Here is a 16,251-nt window from a genome sequence, read left to right as displayed (position 1 = left end):
GTTCAAACCGCCATAGGCTGCTCATGCTTGAATCGACGCCACAGAGGTGGCAGGTCCTCAGGCAATGGCCGATAGGCACCGATCTCGCCCCAGGTGCCGGGGCCGTGGAAATCACTGCCAGCGCTTGCCAGCAGGCCGAACTCACGGGTAAGGATGGACATGGTGCCCACCTGCTCAGCCGGCATCATGCCGTTGACCACTTCAAGTGCCTGCCCGCCTGCTTGAATATAGTCGGCAATCAGCCGTCTACGCTTGCTGCGGGTCAGCTCGTAGTGCATCGGATGCGCCAGACTTACCCATGCGTTGGACTGGCGCAGGGTCGCGACAGTTTCCTCGAGTGTAGGCCAATGCAGCTTCACATCGCCCAACTTGCCGGCACCCAGCCACTTGCGAAACGCTTCGCCGCGGTCCTTGACGTGTCCGGCACGTACCAGATAGTCGGCAAAGTGCGGCCGCGCCGGAGCATTGCCGCTGTCGCCGAGCTCCTGCTGCACCGCGCGAGCACCTTCGAGGGTGTTGGGCATGCCCTTGGCAGCCAGGCGTCGATCGATTTCTTCGGCGCGCAGCCAGCGACCACGGTGCAAGGCTTCGATGGCGCTGAGCAACGGCGGTGCATCGAGGGGAAAATCGTAACCCAATATGTGAATGGTCGCGCCGCCCCAGGTGCACGACAACTCGATGCCGCTGACCCAGTGCATACCCCGCTCAAGGCAGGCCTGGCGGGCCTCGGGCAGGCCTTCGATAGTATCGTGATCGGTCAAGGCGAAGGTCTGCACGCCGTGCTCGTGGGCCCGGGCGACCAGAATCGAAGGCGCCAGGGCGCCGTCGGAGGCCGTGCTGTGACAGTGCAGATCAACATTCATGGAGGAGCGCTTTCGCTGGAATCGATGTTTGATATTATGCCGTCACATCCCGCTTCTGGCTGCCATTGTGAAACAATTCGTCGATTTCATTCCGTTGCTGCTGTTTTTCATCGTCTACAAGCTCGACCCACGCCCACTCGAAGTGGCCGGTCACAGCTTCGAATTCGGCGGTATCTACAGCGCCACTGCGGTACTGATCGCAAGCTCGCTGGTGGTCTACGGCGCGCTGTTGATCCGCCAGCGCAAGCTGGAAAAAGGCCAATGGCTGACCTTGGTGGCCTGCCTGCTGTTTGGCGGTCTGACCCTGGCCTTCCACAGCGAAACCTTCCTTAAATGGAAAGCCCCGGTGGTCAACTGGCTGTTTGCCCTGGCCTTTGCCGGCAGCTACTTCATCGGTGACCGGGTGCTGATCAAACGCATCATGGGCCACGCCCTGACCCTGCCGGACGCGATCTGGGCACGGCTGAACATGGCCTGGATCTGCTTCTTCCTGATCTGCGGTGCGGCCAACCTGTTCGTGGCCTTTACCTTCCAGGACTTCTGGGTGGACTTCAAAGTGTTCGGCAGCCTCGGCATGACCGTGATCTTCCTGGTCGCCCAAGGCGTTTACCTGTCGCGCCACCTGCACGACAGCGACTCAACTACCCCCAAGACCGAGGATTGACATGCTCTACGCCATCATCGCCAGCGACGTCGCCAACTCTCTGGACAAACGCCTGGCCGCGCGCCCTGCGCATATCGAGCGCCTACAGCAGCTGCAGGGTGAAGGCCGCGTGGTCCTGGCCGGGCCGCACCCGGCCATCGACAGCAATGACCCGGGCGCTGCCGGCTTCACCGGCAGCCTGATCGTCGCCGAGTTCGATAGCCTGGCGGCAGCGCAAGCCTGGGCCGATGCTGACCCGTACGTGGCTGCGGGCGTGTATGACAAGGTAGTGGTCAAGCCGTTCAAGCAGGTCATGCCATAACCCGCTGTATCTGCCGGCCCTGCCCACCGGGCCGGCATCCAATCGCCCTCATCCAATCCGACGAGCGGCCGATACCCCCTCAGTAAACACCGCCGAACCTACAAATGTGCTGCGTAATTGGCGCAGACGTTGCACTGTTCTCGGTAGTCTGCGGTATCTTTGCCACTGGCGGACACAGAAGACGCCGTCAATGGTTGAATTGAGTGAGTCATGAGCGAGCTGTTACTGATTGATGATGACCAGGAGCTCTGCGAGCTGCTTTGCAGCTGGCTGACCCAGGAAGGTTTTGTAGTGCGGGCTTGCCATGATGGCCGCAGTGCGCGTCAGGCCCTGGCCGAATGCGCGCCAGCGGCCGTGGTGCTGGACGTGATGCTGCCTGATGGCAGCGGTCTTGAGCTGCTCAAGCAGTTGCGCAGCGAGCACGCCGAACTGCCGGTGCTGATGCTCTCGGCACGTGGCGAGCCATTGGACCGGATCCTCGGCCTGGAACTGGGCGCCGACGATTACCTGGCCAAACCCTGCGACCCGCGCGAGCTGACCGCCCGGCTGCGCGCTGTATTGCGCCGCAGCCATCCGGCAGCGCCGAGCAGCCAGGTGGAAATCGGCGACCTGGCGTTCAGCCCGGCCCGTGGCGTGGTCAGCGTCGAAGGTCGCGAGATGACCTTGACCCTGTCCGAGAGCCGCATTCTGGAGGCGCTGTTGCGCCAGCCGGGTGAGCCGCTGGATAAGCAGGAGCTGGCCCAGATCAGCCTTGGCCGCAAACTGACGCTGTATGACCGCAGCCTGGACATGCACGTCAGCAACCTGCGCCGTAAAGTCGGCCCCCACCCCGACGGCCGCCCGCGCATCGTCGCCCTGCGCAGCCGTGGCTATTACTACAGCCTCTGAGCGTTGCAGCAGATCCAGGCAATGCGCGTTACGAGATATCGTTGATCCAATCTGGGATAGCTGGGGCTGCTTTGCAGCCCTTTCCGACCGGCCCGGCGCCCCGGCAAGGCCGCTCCTACAGGGGACCGCGCCAGTAGGTAATACGCGGTCAGTGTAGGAGCGGCCTTGTGTCGCGAAAGGCCCGCAAAGCGGGCCCAGCAGACTAAAGTCGAGAATCAATTCCAAAGATCTTGAAAGCGATGGCTCTAGAGCGCCACAACGCCCTGCAACCTCTTTACCTTGCCTTTACCTAGACCTGACTGCGCCTGACCTTGATCTCCCTAAACTGGGCTCATCCGGTAACAACCGGCCCATGAGAGGAGAAACACCATGCGCAAGACCCTGATCGCTCTGATGTTCGCCGCTGCCCTGCCAACCGTAGCCATGGCCATGCCAGACGGCGGCCCACGTCACGACGGCCCGCATCACCGCGGCAATGCGCCTTACGCCCAGCTCGAGCTGACCCCGGAGCAACGCCAGCAGATCGGCAAGCTCAAGGGCGATGGCATGAAAGCCCAGCGCGAGATCACCAAGCGCTACCTGGACAAACTGCCGGCGGCCGATAAAAAGGCCATGCAGGACGAGCTCAAGGCCCGTCACGACAAGACCGACAGCGAGATCCGCGGCCTGCTCAAGCCCGAGCAACAGAAGATGTTCGACGCGCAGCAGAAAGAACGCGCTGCACGCAAGGCTGAATGGAAGGAATTCCAGGCCTGGAAAGCTGAAAAAGCCGGCAAGGCTCAGTAAGCTGTAACCCACTGCCCGGCCCGCTCAGAAGCGGGCCGGGCTTTTCTCGTTTGTGGAGGTGCGCGTCTTGCGTTCATTGTTCTGGCGCATCCTGGCCAGTTTCTGGCTAGCCATCGCCCTGGTCGCAGGGCTGTCGATCCTGCTTGGTCATATGCTCAACCAGGACAACTGGATCCTCAGCCGTCACCCGGGCCTGAATACCCTGGCCAGCGGCTGGGCGCAGCACTATGAACAGGATGGCGTGGCCTCGGCCCAGCGTTTTCTGGAACGGCGCAAGCAGCGCTACAAGGTCGATGTGCAGGTGCTCAACGACGCCGGTGATGCCGTGGTGCCGGGCACCTTCCCACGCCGTGCGGCGGATTTTGAAGCGCGCCAGCACAATGACCAGCGACGCTTGCCGTGGCGCCGATTGACCGAGGAATACACCAGCCCCAACAGCGGCGAGACCTACCTGCTGATCTACCGTATCCCGCACCCGGAGCTGGATGCCTGGCACCGCGAGAGCCTGCTCTGGCCACTCAGCGCGCTCGGCATCGCCCTGGTGGTGCTGACCTTGTTCAGCCTGCTGGTGACGCTGTCGATTACCCGCCCGCTGAGCCGCCTGCGCGGCGCTGTGCATGACCTTGGACAGACCAGCTACCAGCAGAACAGCCTGGCCCAACTGGCGGCCCGGCGTGACGAGTTCGGCGTGCTGGCGACCGACTTCAACAAGATGGGCGCGCGCCTGCAGAGTTTGATCGGCAGCCAGCGCCAGTTGCTGCGCGACGTCTCACATGAGCTGCGCTCACCGCTGGCGCGCCTGCGCATCGCCCTGGCGCTGGCCGAACGCGCGGAACCCGAGCAGCGCCAAGCCCTGTGGCCGCGCCTGACCCGCGAATGCGACCGGCTGGAAGACCTGATTAGCGAGATTCTTGCCCTGGCCCGAGTCGATGCCGAACAGGCATTGGTCGAGCCGATTGACGTCAACGCGCTGCTGGGCAGTGTGCGCAAGGATGCCCAACTGAGTGCGCCGGAGCAGGAGATTCGCCTGGAAGCCGCGCCGGGGCTTTCCTTGCAGGGCTGGCCGACGCTGGTCGAGCGCGCCGTGGATAACCTGGTGCGCAACGCCTTGCGCTTCAATCCCAGCGGCAAACCGATCGAGATCAGCGCCAGGCTCGAGCAGCAGCGGGTGCTGATTACCGTGCGTGACCATGGCCCAGGGGTTGCGCCGGAGTATCTGGCGCAACTCGGCGAGCCGTTCTTCCGTGCACCGGGGCAGGATTCCGCCGGCCACGGACTGGGCCTGGCGATTGCCCGGCGTGCTGCCGAGCGGCATGGGGGCAGCCTGATCCTGAGCAACCATGCCCAGGGAGGCTTCGTTGCTCGTCTGGAGTTCCCGGTCACGGCCGTCGTCGGCAGTTGATCGAGCGCTCCTTTACACAGAAAGCGACGGGGCGCAGGGCGCCCCTTGCACGACTCAGCCCCAGGCGCGGACGAAGTCGGCCGTGTCCAGCACAGGCGGGGTGCGTGGCTCGTTGAGCGGCGTGCCGAGGTACAGGTAGCCGATTAACTCCTCGTTGGGCTCAAGCCCCAGGCCTTGGTGAACATGGGCGTCGAAGGCCAGGTCGCCGGTGCGCCAGACAGCGCCGATGCCTTGCGCATGGGCGGCGATGAGGATGCCGTGGGCTGCGCAACCGGCGGCCAGCCGCTGCTCGGACTTGGGCACTTTGAAGTGCTCCTGCAGGCGCGCAATGACCACGATCAGCAGTGGCGCGCGCAACGGCATGGCGCGCGCCTTGTCCAGTGCGGCCTGGCTGGCGTCGCCCTTTTTGGCCACAGCTTCGGCAAACAGCTCACCGAGCTTTGCCAGCCCCTCGCCCTCGATGGTCAAGAAGCGCCATGGGCGCAACTGGCCGTGGTCAGGCGCGCGCAACGCCGCCTGGAACAACCCCTCGCGTTGAGCCGCATTGGGCGCCGGCTCGGTCAGGCGTGGCACGGATACACGGTTGAGCAATGCGTCGAGAGCCTCCATCGGCTACCCTCCTGGCAGATAAAAAGTGCTGCCATTCTGCACTATCGGCGCCTGCCATGGCAGCACCGCGCCATTCGCCAAGGGCGTTTACTTAACCAGCCCCACAGGTAGAATGGCGCCCTTTCCGATTCGAGTCAGAGCAGATCACATGGCGTTGCCGACCTTAAGAATCATTGGTTTCATCATCGGCATCTTCCTGATCACCCTGGCGGTCAGCATGGTCGTACCGATGGCCACACTGCTGGTGTTCGAACGCACCGGCGACATGCCGTCGTTTCTCTGGTCGAGCCTGATCACGTTTATTGCCGGGCTGGCGCTGATCATCCCCGGCCGCCCCGAACATGTGCACCTGCGCCCACGGGACATGTACCTGCTCACGGTCAGCAGCTGGCTGATCGTCTGTGTGTTCGCAGCCTTGCCGTTCCTGTTGACTCAGCACATCAGCTATACCAACGCCTTCTTCGAGAGCATGTCGGGGATTACCGCCACCGGTGCCACGGTGTTGAGCGGGCTGGACACCATGTCCCCTGGCATTCTCATGTGGCGCTCGATGCTGCACTGGCTGGGTGGTATCGGCTTCATCGCGATGGCGGTGGCGATCTTGCCGCTGCTGCGCATCGGTGGCATGCGCCTGTTCCAGACCGAGTCCTCGGACCGCTCGGAGAAGGTCATGCCGCGCTCGCACATGGTCGCCAAGTCGATCGTGCTGGTGTACGTCGGCATTACCTTCCTCGGCAGCCTGGCATTCTGGTGGGCAGGCATGAGCCTGTTCGATGCGATCAACCACGCCATGTCGGCGATCTCCACCGGCGGTTTTTCCACCTCGGACCTGTCCCTGGCCAAGTGGGACATCCCAGCGGTGCACTGGGTTGCAGTGGTGGTGATGATCTTCGGCAGCATGCCGTTCACGCTGTATGTGGCGACGCTGCGCGGCAACCGCCGGGCGCTGTTCAAGGATCAACAGGTGCAGGGCTTGCTGGGCCTGCTGGTAGCAACCTGGCTGGTACTGGGCACCTGGTACTGGGCAACTACCGAACTGCACTGGCTGGATGCCCTGCGCCACGTCGCGCTGAACGTTACCTCGATCGTCACCACCACCGGTTTCGCCCTGGGCGATTACAGCCTGTGGGGCAATTTCTCGCTGATGCTGTTTTTCTACCTGGGCTTTATCGGTGGCTGCTCCGGCTCGACGGCCGGCGGGATCAAGATCTTCCGCTTTCAGGTCGCCTACATCCTGCTCAAGGCCAGCCTCAATCAGCTGATTCACCCGCGTGCGGTGATCAAGCAGAAGTACAACGGCCATCGTCTGGATGAAGAGATCGTCCGCTCGATTCTGACCTTCTCGTTCTTCTTCGCCATCACCATCTGCGTGATCGCCCTGCTGCTGTCGCTGTTGGGGGTGGACTGGATGACGGCGCTGACCGGCGCAGCCGGCACTGTGTCCGGCGTAGGCCCGGGCTTGGGTGAGGTGATTGGCCCTGCGGGCAATTACGCAACGTTACCGGATGCCGCCAAGTGGATCCTGGCCGGCGGCATGCTGCTCGGCCGGCTGGAAATCATCACCGTGCTGGTTCTATGTATGCCGGCGTTCTGGCGTCACTGACGGCCTCGGCGCCCAAGCGCGAGCGGTACTCGCTGGGGGTGGCGTCGAACCAGCGGCGAAACGCCCGGTAGAAATTGCTCGGGTCGGAGAAGCCAAGCAGGTAGGCGGTTTCGAGCAGGGTCATGCCTGACTGGGCCAGGTACTGCTCGGCCAACTCGCGACGGGTGTCGTCGAGCAGCGTCTGGAAACTGGTGCCCTCCTCCTGCAAACGCCGCTGCAGGGTGCGCTGGGACATGTGCAGCGCCTGCGCCACGGTTTCGCGCTTGGGCTCGCCCTGGGGCAGGATCCGGCACAACACCTGACGCACCCGGTGGGTGACGCGGCTTTCCGAGAAGCGGGCCAGATATTCGCCGGCAAAGCGGTCATGCAACACCGCCATGGCTTCATTGGCAGTGGGCAGCGGCGCTTCCATGTCAGCCCGCTCGAACACCAACGCGTCTTGTGCAGCGCCAAATACCAGCGGCGAATGAAACGCCACCTTGTAAGGCTCGATGTCGTCAGGCTGTGGCCCTTGGATAAGCACGCGCCGCGGCTGGATCGGTCGCCCGCTCAACCATTTGCTCAGCGCCAGCGCGCACGCCAGCGAGGCTTCGGCACTGTGGCGGGTTGGCGGCAGGTGGTCGCCGTGCACGGTCAGCACCAGCGAGTAACCCTCAGGCCCGAGGCGGAAGCTCAGGTCCGAGCTTTCAGCGATGATCCGCTGGTAGCGCACCAGCCGCTCGAAGCCCTCGGCCAGGGTACGGCTGGACATCAGCGCATAACCGACCACATGAAAGGATGCAGGACGTACCACCCGTGCCATGTTCAAGCCGATCGCCTGGTTACCCGACAGCTCGACCGCCAATTGCCACAGACGGGTCATTGAATCCTGCGGGAAGCGCGCGTCCGGGTCATCCAGCGCGGCGAAGTCCAGGCCGAGCTCCTTGAACATGGCCCGGCAGTCGAGGCCTTCCAGCTCGAGGGCCTTGACGATGCCCGATGCCCAACTGGCGGATGTGGTTCTCTCACTCATAACCGGCTTCTTGTGCTGACCGCTCCTGCGGTGAATGCCAAGGATACTCAATTGGCGCTTATTGTCACTGGCCCGCTTTGCCTATGACTCTAGACTCTAATCAGGCTCCACGCCGTGTACCCACGCCATAAGCAGTTGTTCAGGGAGCAGAGTAATGGACCGCACAGCGCAGTTTCGCAGTTTTGCCGAGTTCTACCCCTTCTACCTCGGCGAGCACAGCAACCCCACCTGCAGGCGTCTGCACTTCGTCGGCACAAGCCTGGTGATAGCACTGCTCGCCTACACCATTGCCAGCGGCAAATGGTTGCTGCTGTTATTGATCCCGGTTGCCGGCTATGGCTTCGCCTGGATCGGGCACTTTGTCTTCGAGAAGAACCGTCCGGCGACGTTCCAGCATCCCTGGTATAGCCTGATCGGCGATTTCGCCATGTTCCGCGATATTCTGCTGGGCAAAGTCAGCTTGTAGCGTCCTGGACGCCGCGTATGCGTTGATGCGTAGCATTGGGGCAGGAAATCTGCGACAGACAGCGCCCCCGCTTGCGCTTAAACTGGCTTGCACCTGTCTCTAGCTACCGCTGCTCCACACGTCATACGTGATCGCCAGCGGTCCGCATCAAGGACTCCCATGACACCCCGCACCGCGCTCGGCGCTCTGCACATCGGCGCGCTGCTGTTCGGCCTGACCGGTGTTTTCGGCAAGCTCGCTGTCTCGGCCAGCCCGGCCATCATCGTTTTTGGTCGTGCCGCTTTTGCCGTGCTGGCGCTCGGCCTGTTTGCCCAGCTCACGCGCCAGACCTGGCAACCACTCAAAGGCCCTGATGTGCGCCGTTTGCTGCTTGGGGGCGTGTTGCTGGCCGGCCATTGGGTGAGCTTCTTCATCGCGGTCAAGGTTGCCGGTGTGGCTATCGCTACCCTGGGCTTTGCCAGCTTCCCGGCCTTCACGGTAATCCTCGAAGGATTGTTGTTTCGCGAGCGTATCCGTCGCAACGAGCTGATGCTGGTCGTGCTGGTGAGCATCGGCCTGATCCTCGTCACACCCGCCTTCGACCTGGCCAGCGAGGCCACCAGTGGCTTGCTCTGGGCCTTGCTGTCGGGGTTGCTGTTCTCACTGTTGTCGCTGACCAACCGCGCGGGTGGCGCCCGCTTGCCGGCGGCGCAGGCAGCGCTCTGGCAGAACCTGGTGGTAGCGTTGTGCCTGCTGCCGTTTGCAGCCCCAGGCCTGGCCGACGTTCGCGCCGTCGACTGGCTCTGGATCGGCCTGCTTGGGGTGTTCTGCACGGGCATTGCACACAGCCTGTTCGTCGCTGCGCTGGCGGTGATCAAGGCGCGCACCGCCGCCGTGGTGTTCGGCATGGAGCCGGTGTATGGCATCGCCGTGGCCTGGGCGCTATTTGCCGAGCGGCCCTCGCTGACCATGCTCGCCGGAGGCGCCTTGATCGTGCTGGCGATCATTCTCTCCAGCCGCCTGGCCAGCGAGCCGGCCAGCGCCGCCAAGCCTGCAACCCAGAACAGCTGATCAGCGATCGTTGTGGCCGAGGTCGCGCTGCGGGTCGATCTGGTCGCGTACGCGCTGCTTGAGCTGCTTGGCCTCAGGGAAGCCGCCATCGGCCTTGCGCTCCCAGATCTGCACACCGTTGCAGCTGACCCGGAACACGCCACCGGTGCCCGGCTCCAGCGCGACCCGGGCCAGATCGTCGGCAAAGGTGCTGAGCAACTCCTGCGCCAGCCAGGCGGCGCGCAGCAGCCATTGGCACTGGGTGCAATAATTGATAACTATTTCGGGCTTGCTCGCAGGCATGATCACGTATCTCCAGAGTGGTGGCCGCTTATACTAGCGGCCTTTCCCTCTGCTTTGAGACTGGACGATGCACCGCTTGCTGTTGTGCCTGATGCTGCTGCTCACCTGCCTGCCGATCACAGCTGCCGAAAATACCCGCCCCAAGGTCGGCCTGGTGCTGTCTGGCGGCGCGGCCAGGGGCCTGGCGCACATCGGCGTGCTCAAGGCGCTGGAAGAGCAAGGCGTGCGCGTCGATGCCATTGCCGGCACCAGCATGGGTGCGGTCATTGGTGGCCTGTATGCGTCGGGCTACAGCGTCGAAGAGCTGGAAAAACTCGCCACCACACTCGACTGGCAGCAGGCGCTGTCCGATGCGCCACCGCGCAAGGACGTGCCGTTCCGGCGCAAGCAGGATGACCGCGACTTTCTGGTCAAGCAGAAGCTGAGCTTTCGCGACGACGGCAGCCTGGGCCTGCCGCTGGGTGTGATCCAGGGGCAGAACCTCGCCTTGCTGCTGGAAAGCAAACTGGCCCACACCGCAGATACCCGCGACTTCGACAAATTGCCCATCCCCTTTCGCGCCGTCGCAACCGATATCGCCAGTGGCGAAAAAGTGGTGTTCCGCCGTGGCCACCTGCCGCAGGTGATCCGCGCCAGCATGTCGATCCCGGCGGTGTTCGCCCCGGTCGAGATGGACGGGCGCCTGCTGGTCGACGGCGGCATGGTCGACAACATCCCGCTGGATGTCGCCCGCGGGATGGGCGTCGATCTGGCCATTGTGGTCGACATCGGTACGCCGTTGCGCGACCGCAAGCAATTGAACACGGTGGTGGATGTGCTCAACCAGTCGATCACCCTGATGACCCGGCGCAACTCCGAAGAGCAACTGGCCAACCTGCACCGCGATGACATCCTGATTCAGCCGCCCTTGGCGGCATTCGGCGTCACTGACTTCGGCCGCACCGCCGAGATGATCGAGGCCGGCTACCGCGCCACCCGCGCCCTCGATGCCCGGCTGGCTACGCTGCGCCAGGCTGAGGGCGATACCCAGCTAGCCATGGCCCGTTCACCGCGCCAGCGCACCCCGGTGATTACCGCAATCAAGGTCGAGAATGATTCGAAGGTCAGTGACGACGTGATCCGCTACTACGTTCGCCAGCCGATTGGCGAGCCACTGGAGCTGGAGCGTCTGCAGACCGACATGGGTACCCTGTATGGCCTGGATTACTTTGACGGTGTGCAGTACCGCGTGGTGCACAAGGGCGACGACAACACCCTGGTGATCAAGGCCAGCGGCAAACGCGGCGGTACCGACTACCTACGCCTGGGCCTCAACCTGTCGGACGACATGCGCGGCGACAGCGCCTTCAACCTCGGCGCCAGCTACCGCATCAACGGCATCAATCGGCTGGGCGGCGAATGGCTGACGCGGGCGCAGATCGGCGACCAGCAAGAGCTGTACAGCGAGTTCTACCAGCCACTGGACATCGGCTCGCGATATTTCGTCGCGCCGTATTTGGATCTGGGCTCACAGAACATCGAAGCCACGCTGGACAGCGACCCGATCGCCGAGTATCGCCTGGAGCGTTACGCCTTCGGCATCAACCTCGGGCGCCAGATCGGTACCTATGGTGAAGTGCGTGCAGGGGTGGGCAAGGCCTGGGGCAAAGCCGAAGTTCGCATTGGCGATCAGGACCTGCCCTCGGTCAGCTTCAACGAGGGCTACTACGAGCTCAGGTACTCGTTCGACACGCTGGACAACGTGTACTTCCCGCACAGCGGCGAAGACATCGGCCTGACCCTGCGCAACTACGACAAGTCGCTGGATTCGGACAGCAACTATCGTCAGTGGGAGCTGAACGTGGACAAGGCACTCAGCAGCGGCGCCGATACGCTGGTGCTTGGCGGGCGCTACGGGCGCACGCTGAACGACGCCGACGTGGTTACCTCAAGCTTCGTGCTCGGTGGTGCACGGCAACTGTCGGGCTTCCGTCAGGATTCGGTGTCGGGGCAGAACATCAGCCTGATGCGAATGGTCTATTACCGGCGCCTGACGCCACGCGCCTACCTGCCGCTGGACTTCCCGCTGTACATCGGCGGCTCGCTCGAACGCGGCCGGGCCTGGAACAACGACAACGAGTTCGACAGTGGCTACATCAATGCCGCGAGCATATTTTTAGGGTTGGAGACGCCGCTAGGGCCGTTGAACCTCAGTTATGGGGCCAACAGCGAGCAGCAGAAAGCGGTGTATCTGAATCTGGGCCACACGTTCTGATTGAACGCGGCCGGGGCTGTCTCTGCATGGCAGCCCTGGCGTCGCCTCAGGATTTTTCCAGGTTACCGAGAATCTTTGCGTGGACGCGCATGCAGATATCCAGGTCAGCCTCGTCTACCCCACTGAACAGTTCGGTACGCAGCTGGTTGGCGATGGTTTCGATTTGCTCGATCAGTGGCTTGGCGGGTGGGCAGAGCAGAATTTTTTTGGCACGACGATCTTCCAGCACCGCCTGGCGGCGCACCAGACCCTGGGTTTCCAGGCTGTCGAGCAGGCGCGCCAGGGTCGGGCCTTCAACGCCGACGCTCTGCGCCAGTTCACGCTGGGTCGGCGCCTCGGCGAAGCGAGCGAGGTGCAACAGCACCAACCAGCGAGCCTGAGACAGATTCAGCCCGGCCAGTCGGCGATCCAGTTCAGCGCGCCAGCCCCGGGACATCTGGGCCAGTTGCATGCCAAAGCGGTGTTGGTTGTCGGTAAGCGGCATAAACAACTCGATGGATAGAACTAATTATTAGCCAGCTAATCATGGCATTGCGCTCCAGGCAAGGCTGGCCGCCACGGAAATGTCCGATAATCATCAAAAAATATGACAAGGATCAGCCAGATGCCGCACCCAGCGGCATCGCGCCTGGTTACAGCTCAAACTCTGCCGCCAGCGCAGCGCGGATGCAATACAGCACACCCTCCGGCACGCGCTGGGCAAATTGAGGTGCAATAGCTGCCACCGCGGGTAGCTCGCCCTCGCCATCGAGGAAGGCATCCTGCACTTCCATCATCAGGTCTTCGGGCAAATCCAACGCCTGGTCAAGGCTCAGTTCCTGCCGGCCGAGCGCCTCGGCCAACAGGCTGTAGACATTCTTCTCGCTGCAGTTAAGCTGGCTGGCAATCTGCATCGGCGTCATGCCCGCCCGTGCCAGGCTTACCAGTTCATGGCGCAGGTCGGGCACCGCCTTCGGCGCCGGCGCGCTCTCGCCACCGTTGAGCACCTCAAGAAACGCCTGGCCATAGCGCTCCAGCTTGCGCGCACCAACGCCACTGACCTGGCCCATATCGGCAAGGCTGGCAGGCTGGCTGCGGAGCATTTCCAGCAAGGTCGAATCGGGAAAGATGACGTACGGCGGTACGCTGTGCTCTTCGGCCAACTTGCGCCGCAGGGTGCGCAAGGCCTCCCACATTTCGCGCTCTTCGCCACGCACCAGCTGGCTGGCCGGGCTGCCGCCGCTGGAGCTCTTGGCGCTGGTCTGCGGTTTGAGGTCGCGGCGCAGCTGCAGGTTGACCTCGCCACGCAGCAACGGCCGGCAGCTGTCGGACAGACGCAAGCCGCCGTAGCCTTCCAGGTCGATGTCGACCAGGCCGCGTGCGACAAGTTGGCGGAACAGCGAGCGCCACTCATGCTCACTCAGGGATTTGCCGACGCCGTAGACCGAGAGCTTCTCGTGGCCAAAACTGCGGATCTTCTCGTTGTCCTTGCCCAGCAGCACATCGACCAGATGACCAACGCCGTAGCGCTGACCGGTACGAAACACCGCCGACAGGGCCTGGCGCGCGGGCTCGGTTGCGTCCCAGGTCTGCACCTTGTCGACGCAGTTGTCACAGTGACCGCAAGGCTGTTCGAGGACTTCGTCGAAGTAGGCCAGCAGCGACTGTCGGCGGCAGCGGGTTTCTTCACACAGGGCCAGCATGGCGTCGAGTTTGTGCTGCTCGACCCGTTTGTGACGCTCGTCACCTTCGGAGTTCTGCAACATCTGCTTGAGCATGACCATGTCTTGCAGGCCGTAAGCCATCCAGGCGTCGGCGGGCAAACCGTCACGACCGGCACGACCGGTCTCCTGGTAATAAGCCTCGAGCGATTTGGGCAGGTCAAGATGGGCCACGAAGCGCACGTTGGGTTTGTCGATGCCCATGCCAAAGGCAATGGTCGCAACCATGATCAGGCCTTCCTCGTTGAGGAAGCGGCGCTGGTTGCTGGCACGGGTTTCGGCAGCCAGGCCGGCATGGTAGGACAGTGCCGGAAAGCCCTGTTCGCAGAGAAACGCCGCAGTTTCGTCAACCTTCTTGCGTGACAGGCAGTAGACGATCCCGGCGTTGCCGCGGCGCTCGCCAAGAAACGCCATCAGCTGTTTGCGCGGCGCTTCCTTGGGCACGATGCGGTAAAAGATATTCGGTCGGTCGAAGCTCGACAGAAAGCGCTCGGCGCCCTGCAGGTGCAGACGCTGTACGATTTCTTCGCGGGTACGCATGTCGGCGGTGGCGGTCAGGGCAATACGCGGCACATGCGGGAACTGCTCGGCCAACTGCCCCAGTTGCAGGTACTCAGGCCGGAAGTCATGGCCCCACTGCGATACGCAGTGCGCTTCGTCGATGGCAAACAGCGACACGTCGAGGCCCTGCAGGAACTCGAGCATACGTGGCTGCACCAGCCGCTCGGGGGCCAGGTAGAGCATCTTGACCTCGCCGCGGCGCAAGCGCCCGGCCAGTTCACGTTGCTGCTCGGCGCTCAGGGTCGAGTTCAGGGCTGCCGCGGCCACGCCAAGTTCATCGAGGGTGGCAACCTGATCGTCCATCAAGGCGATCAGCGGCGATACCACTACGGTCAAACCCGGGCGCAACAACCCAGGCACCTGGAAGCACAGCGACTTGCCGCCGCCGGTAGGCATCAGTACCAGGGCGTCGCCACCATTGGCCACACATTCGATGATCGCTGCCTGGCGCCCCCGGAAACTGTCGTAGCCGAAGATGTCCTTGAGGACGCGCTGAGCCTGTTCGAGCATTGCAAACTCCGAAATCGCCGTATCATTCCCGAACACAGGCTGGACGATAAACTCGTCCGGCACACGCGCGAATGCGTAAGCAGCTTTTGCCAAGGGCCGCACAAACACTGTGCCCGGCTGAAAACCGCGGATTATACCCCAGCGACGAGTGCTACAGGACGCTACGGTGACAGACGTTCCCTTTGCCCCGTGATCGCAGCAAGGTGCTAGAATTCGTTATCGTTTATTCTTCAAGGTAGCCCCGTAATGTCCTTCGCCGAGCAACTGACCCGCCTGCAAGTCTTCCTCGATGCCGACGAGCTGCACGAAGAAGCGCTGGATTACGTCGCCGCCCACGGCTACCTGACCGCGCTTTCGATCACTTCCGAGGTCGTTCCTGACCGCGAATGGATCGACGCGCTGTTTGCCGAAGAGCCCAAATACAGCAGCGACGCCCAGCGCGTCGAAATCGAAGCCACACTGGTCGCCCTCAAGGCTCACATCAGCCGTCAACTGGCCAGTGACGAAGAGTTCGAGCTGCCGTGCGACCTCGACTTGGGTGAAGACCCGGACGATTCCGAACTGCGCGGCTGGTGCATCGGCTTCATGGAAGGCGTGTTCCTGCGTGAAGAAGCCTGGTTCGAGAACGCCGAAGAAGAAGTCAGCGAAATGCTGCTGCCGATCATGGTCGGTTCGGGTCTGTTCGACGAGCAGCCAGAGTTTGAAGACATCGCCAAGGACGCCAATCTGCAGGACGACATGATCGTGCAGATTCCGGAAGCCCTGACCGCACTGTACCTGCTGCTGCACGCCCCGGAAGAAAAGCCAGCGCTGCTCAAGCCGCGCCATCACTGACAGCAGCCGTGCGCTACCTGTTGCTGGCCGCTGGCTGGCTCAGCGTTGCGCTGGGGGTGGTGGGGATTTTCCTGCCGGTGTTGCCGACCACCCCCTTTCTACTGCTGGCGGCCGCCTGTTTCGCCCGCAGCTCGCCGCGCTTCCACGCCTGGCTGGTCACTCACCCGCAGCTGGGACCGTGGATCCGCGACTACCTCGGTGGTGAGGGGATCCCGCTCAAGGGCAAGGTCTACGCGATTGGCCTGATGTGGGCCAGTATCGGTTTGTCCTGCTATCTGGTGCCGTTGTTCTGGGCGCGGCTATTCATGCTCACCAGCGCGGTGCTGGTGAGCCTGTACATCCTCAAGCAGAAGACCCTGCGCCGCAGTTGACCCAGTCCTCTAGCCTTAGCCGCATCCCTTTCGAGATTTTTGCGAATCATGAAACATCCCTGATCTAATTGGGATAGCCGGGGCCGCTTTGCGGC

The 16,251-nt window shown here is 62.9% G+C and carries 17 protein-coding genes and 1 pseudogene; 12 read left to right on the top strand and 6 right to left on the bottom strand.

Annotated elements, in window-relative coordinates:
* Positions 1 to 2: 2 nt before the first annotated feature.
* Positions 3 to 863 (bottom strand): PHP domain-containing protein, encoded by an 861-nt coding sequence (locus ACQZ2L_RS16735; RefSeq protein ID WP_430327033.1) that lies wholly within the window; start codon positions 861 to 863, stop codon positions 3 to 5.
* A 67-nt stretch (positions 864 to 930) separates the two neighbouring features.
* Here ACQZ2L_RS16735 and ACQZ2L_RS16730 point away from each other — a divergent pair, with 67 nt between their 5' ends.
* The 6 genes and pseudogenes from ACQZ2L_RS16730 to ACQZ2L_RS16705 all read left to right on the top strand — a co-directional run bounded on the left by ACQZ2L_RS16730 (position 931) and on the right by ACQZ2L_RS16705 (position 4,904).
* Complete coding sequence (locus ACQZ2L_RS16730; RefSeq protein ID WP_314875954.1) at positions 931 to 1,527, top strand: septation protein A; 597 nt, start codon at positions 931 to 933, stop codon at positions 1,525 to 1,527.
* A gap of 1 nt (position 1,528) precedes the next feature.
* Positions 1,529 to 1,828, top strand: coding sequence for a YciI family protein (locus ACQZ2L_RS16725; RefSeq protein ID WP_314875955.1), 300 nt, complete (start codon positions 1,529 to 1,531; stop codon positions 1,826 to 1,828).
* Between the two features lie 101 nt (positions 1,829 to 1,929).
* Positions 1,930 to 2,031, top strand: a pseudogene (locus tag ACQZ2L_RS16720) (translation initiation factor 2); the annotation flags it as partial.
* A 7-nt stretch (positions 2,032 to 2,038) separates the two neighbouring features.
* Positions 2,039 to 2,716, top strand: a complete 678-nt coding sequence (locus ACQZ2L_RS16715; protein ID WP_101317674.1) for a response regulator transcription factor — start codon at positions 2,039 to 2,041, stop codon at positions 2,714 to 2,716.
* A 369-nt stretch (positions 2,717 to 3,085) separates the two neighbouring features.
* Positions 3,086 to 3,502 (top strand): Spy/CpxP family protein refolding chaperone, encoded by a 417-nt coding sequence (locus tag ACQZ2L_RS16710; protein WP_314875957.1) that lies wholly within the window; start codon positions 3,086 to 3,088, stop codon positions 3,500 to 3,502.
* Between the two features lie 67 nt (positions 3,503 to 3,569).
* Positions 3,570 to 4,904, top strand: coding sequence for a sensor histidine kinase (locus tag ACQZ2L_RS16705; RefSeq protein ID WP_430327032.1), 1,335 nt, complete (start codon positions 3,570 to 3,572; stop codon positions 4,902 to 4,904).
* A 54-nt stretch (positions 4,905 to 4,958) separates the two neighbouring features.
* Here the strand turns inward: ACQZ2L_RS16705 and ACQZ2L_RS16700 are convergent, their stop codons facing one another.
* Complete coding sequence (locus ACQZ2L_RS16700) at positions 4,959 to 5,513, bottom strand: NAD(P)H nitroreductase (protein WP_430327031.1); 555 nt, start codon at positions 5,511 to 5,513, stop codon at positions 4,959 to 4,961.
* Positions 5,514 to 5,661: 148 nt separating this feature from the next.
* Between ACQZ2L_RS16700 and ACQZ2L_RS16695 the strand changes: the two genes are divergently transcribed.
* Positions 5,662 to 7,116: a TrkH family potassium uptake protein gene (locus tag ACQZ2L_RS16695; RefSeq protein WP_430327030.1), complete on the top strand. Its 1,455-nt coding sequence runs from the start codon at positions 5,662 to 5,664 to the stop codon at positions 7,114 to 7,116.
* Here the strand turns inward: ACQZ2L_RS16695 and ACQZ2L_RS16690 are convergent.
* The gene (locus tag ACQZ2L_RS16690; RefSeq protein ID WP_430327029.1) at positions 7,073 to 8,128 is read right to left on the bottom strand and encodes an AraC family transcriptional regulator; all 1,056 of its coding nucleotides are present in this window, start codon (positions 8,126 to 8,128) and stop codon (positions 7,073 to 7,075) included. The two genes, ACQZ2L_RS16695 and ACQZ2L_RS16690, sit on opposite strands and share 44 nt — an antisense overlap.
* Before the next feature lie 154 nt (positions 8,129 to 8,282).
* On the opposite strand from ACQZ2L_RS16690, the gene ACQZ2L_RS16685 reads away from it, so the two are divergent.
* Positions 8,283 to 8,594 carry an Mpo1-like protein gene (locus ACQZ2L_RS16685; RefSeq protein ID WP_430327028.1) on the top strand — a complete coding sequence of 104 codons (312 nt, stop codon included), beginning with the start codon at positions 8,283 to 8,285 and terminating at the stop codon, positions 8,592 to 8,594.
* Between the two features lie 159 nt (positions 8,595 to 8,753).
* Positions 8,754 to 9,644 (top strand): DMT family transporter, encoded by an 891-nt coding sequence (locus ACQZ2L_RS16680; RefSeq protein ID WP_430327027.1) that lies wholly within the window; start codon positions 8,754 to 8,756, stop codon positions 9,642 to 9,644.
* On the opposite strand, the gene ACQZ2L_RS16675 is transcribed toward ACQZ2L_RS16680, so the two are convergent.
* Positions 9,645 to 9,926 (bottom strand): SelT/SelW/SelH family protein, encoded by a 282-nt coding sequence (locus ACQZ2L_RS16675; protein ID WP_430327026.1) that lies wholly within the window; start codon positions 9,924 to 9,926, stop codon positions 9,645 to 9,647.
* 67 nt (positions 9,927 to 9,993) lie between these two features.
* Between ACQZ2L_RS16675 and ACQZ2L_RS16670 the strand changes: the two genes are divergently transcribed.
* Positions 9,994 to 12,180 (top strand): patatin-like phospholipase family protein, encoded by a 2,187-nt coding sequence (locus ACQZ2L_RS16670; RefSeq protein ID WP_430327025.1) that lies wholly within the window; start codon positions 9,994 to 9,996, stop codon positions 12,178 to 12,180.
* 46 nt (positions 12,181 to 12,226) lie between these two features.
* Here ACQZ2L_RS16670 and ACQZ2L_RS16665 read toward each other — a convergent pair whose 3' ends face one another.
* Together ACQZ2L_RS16665 and recQ are read right to left on the bottom strand one after the other, a co-directional pair.
* Positions 12,227 to 12,664, bottom strand: coding sequence for a MarR family transcriptional regulator (locus ACQZ2L_RS16665; protein WP_101317654.1), 438 nt, complete (start codon positions 12,662 to 12,664; stop codon positions 12,227 to 12,229).
* Positions 12,665 to 12,812: 148 nt separating this feature from the next.
* Positions 12,813 to 14,951 carry a DNA helicase RecQ gene (gene recQ / locus ACQZ2L_RS16660; RefSeq protein ID WP_430327024.1) on the bottom strand — a complete coding sequence of 713 codons (2,139 nt, stop codon included), beginning with the start codon at positions 14,949 to 14,951 and terminating at the stop codon, positions 12,813 to 12,815.
* 246 nt (positions 14,952 to 15,197) lie between these two features.
* On the opposite strand from recQ, the gene ACQZ2L_RS16655 reads away from it, so the two are divergent.
* Both ACQZ2L_RS16655 and ACQZ2L_RS16650 read left to right on the top strand, forming a co-directional pair.
* A complete protein-coding gene (locus ACQZ2L_RS16655) occupies positions 15,198 to 15,785 on the top strand; it encodes a UPF0149 family protein (protein ID WP_430327023.1) in 588 nt (195 codons plus the stop codon).
* A gap of 8 nt (positions 15,786 to 15,793) precedes the next feature.
* Positions 15,794 to 16,156, top strand: coding sequence for a YbaN family protein (locus ACQZ2L_RS16650; RefSeq protein ID WP_430327022.1), 363 nt, complete (start codon positions 15,794 to 15,796; stop codon positions 16,154 to 16,156).
* The last annotated feature ends 95 nt before the right edge of the window (positions 16,157 to 16,251 follow it).

Source organism: Pseudomonas shirazensis (assembly GCF_050496565.1).
GTDB classification, from domain to species: Bacteria; Pseudomonadota; Gammaproteobacteria; order Pseudomonadales; family Pseudomonadaceae; genus Aquipseudomonas; species Aquipseudomonas shirazensis_A.
The sequence above is the reverse complement of the archived record's forward strand: the minus strand, read 5'-3'. Positions and strand labels throughout refer to the sequence as shown.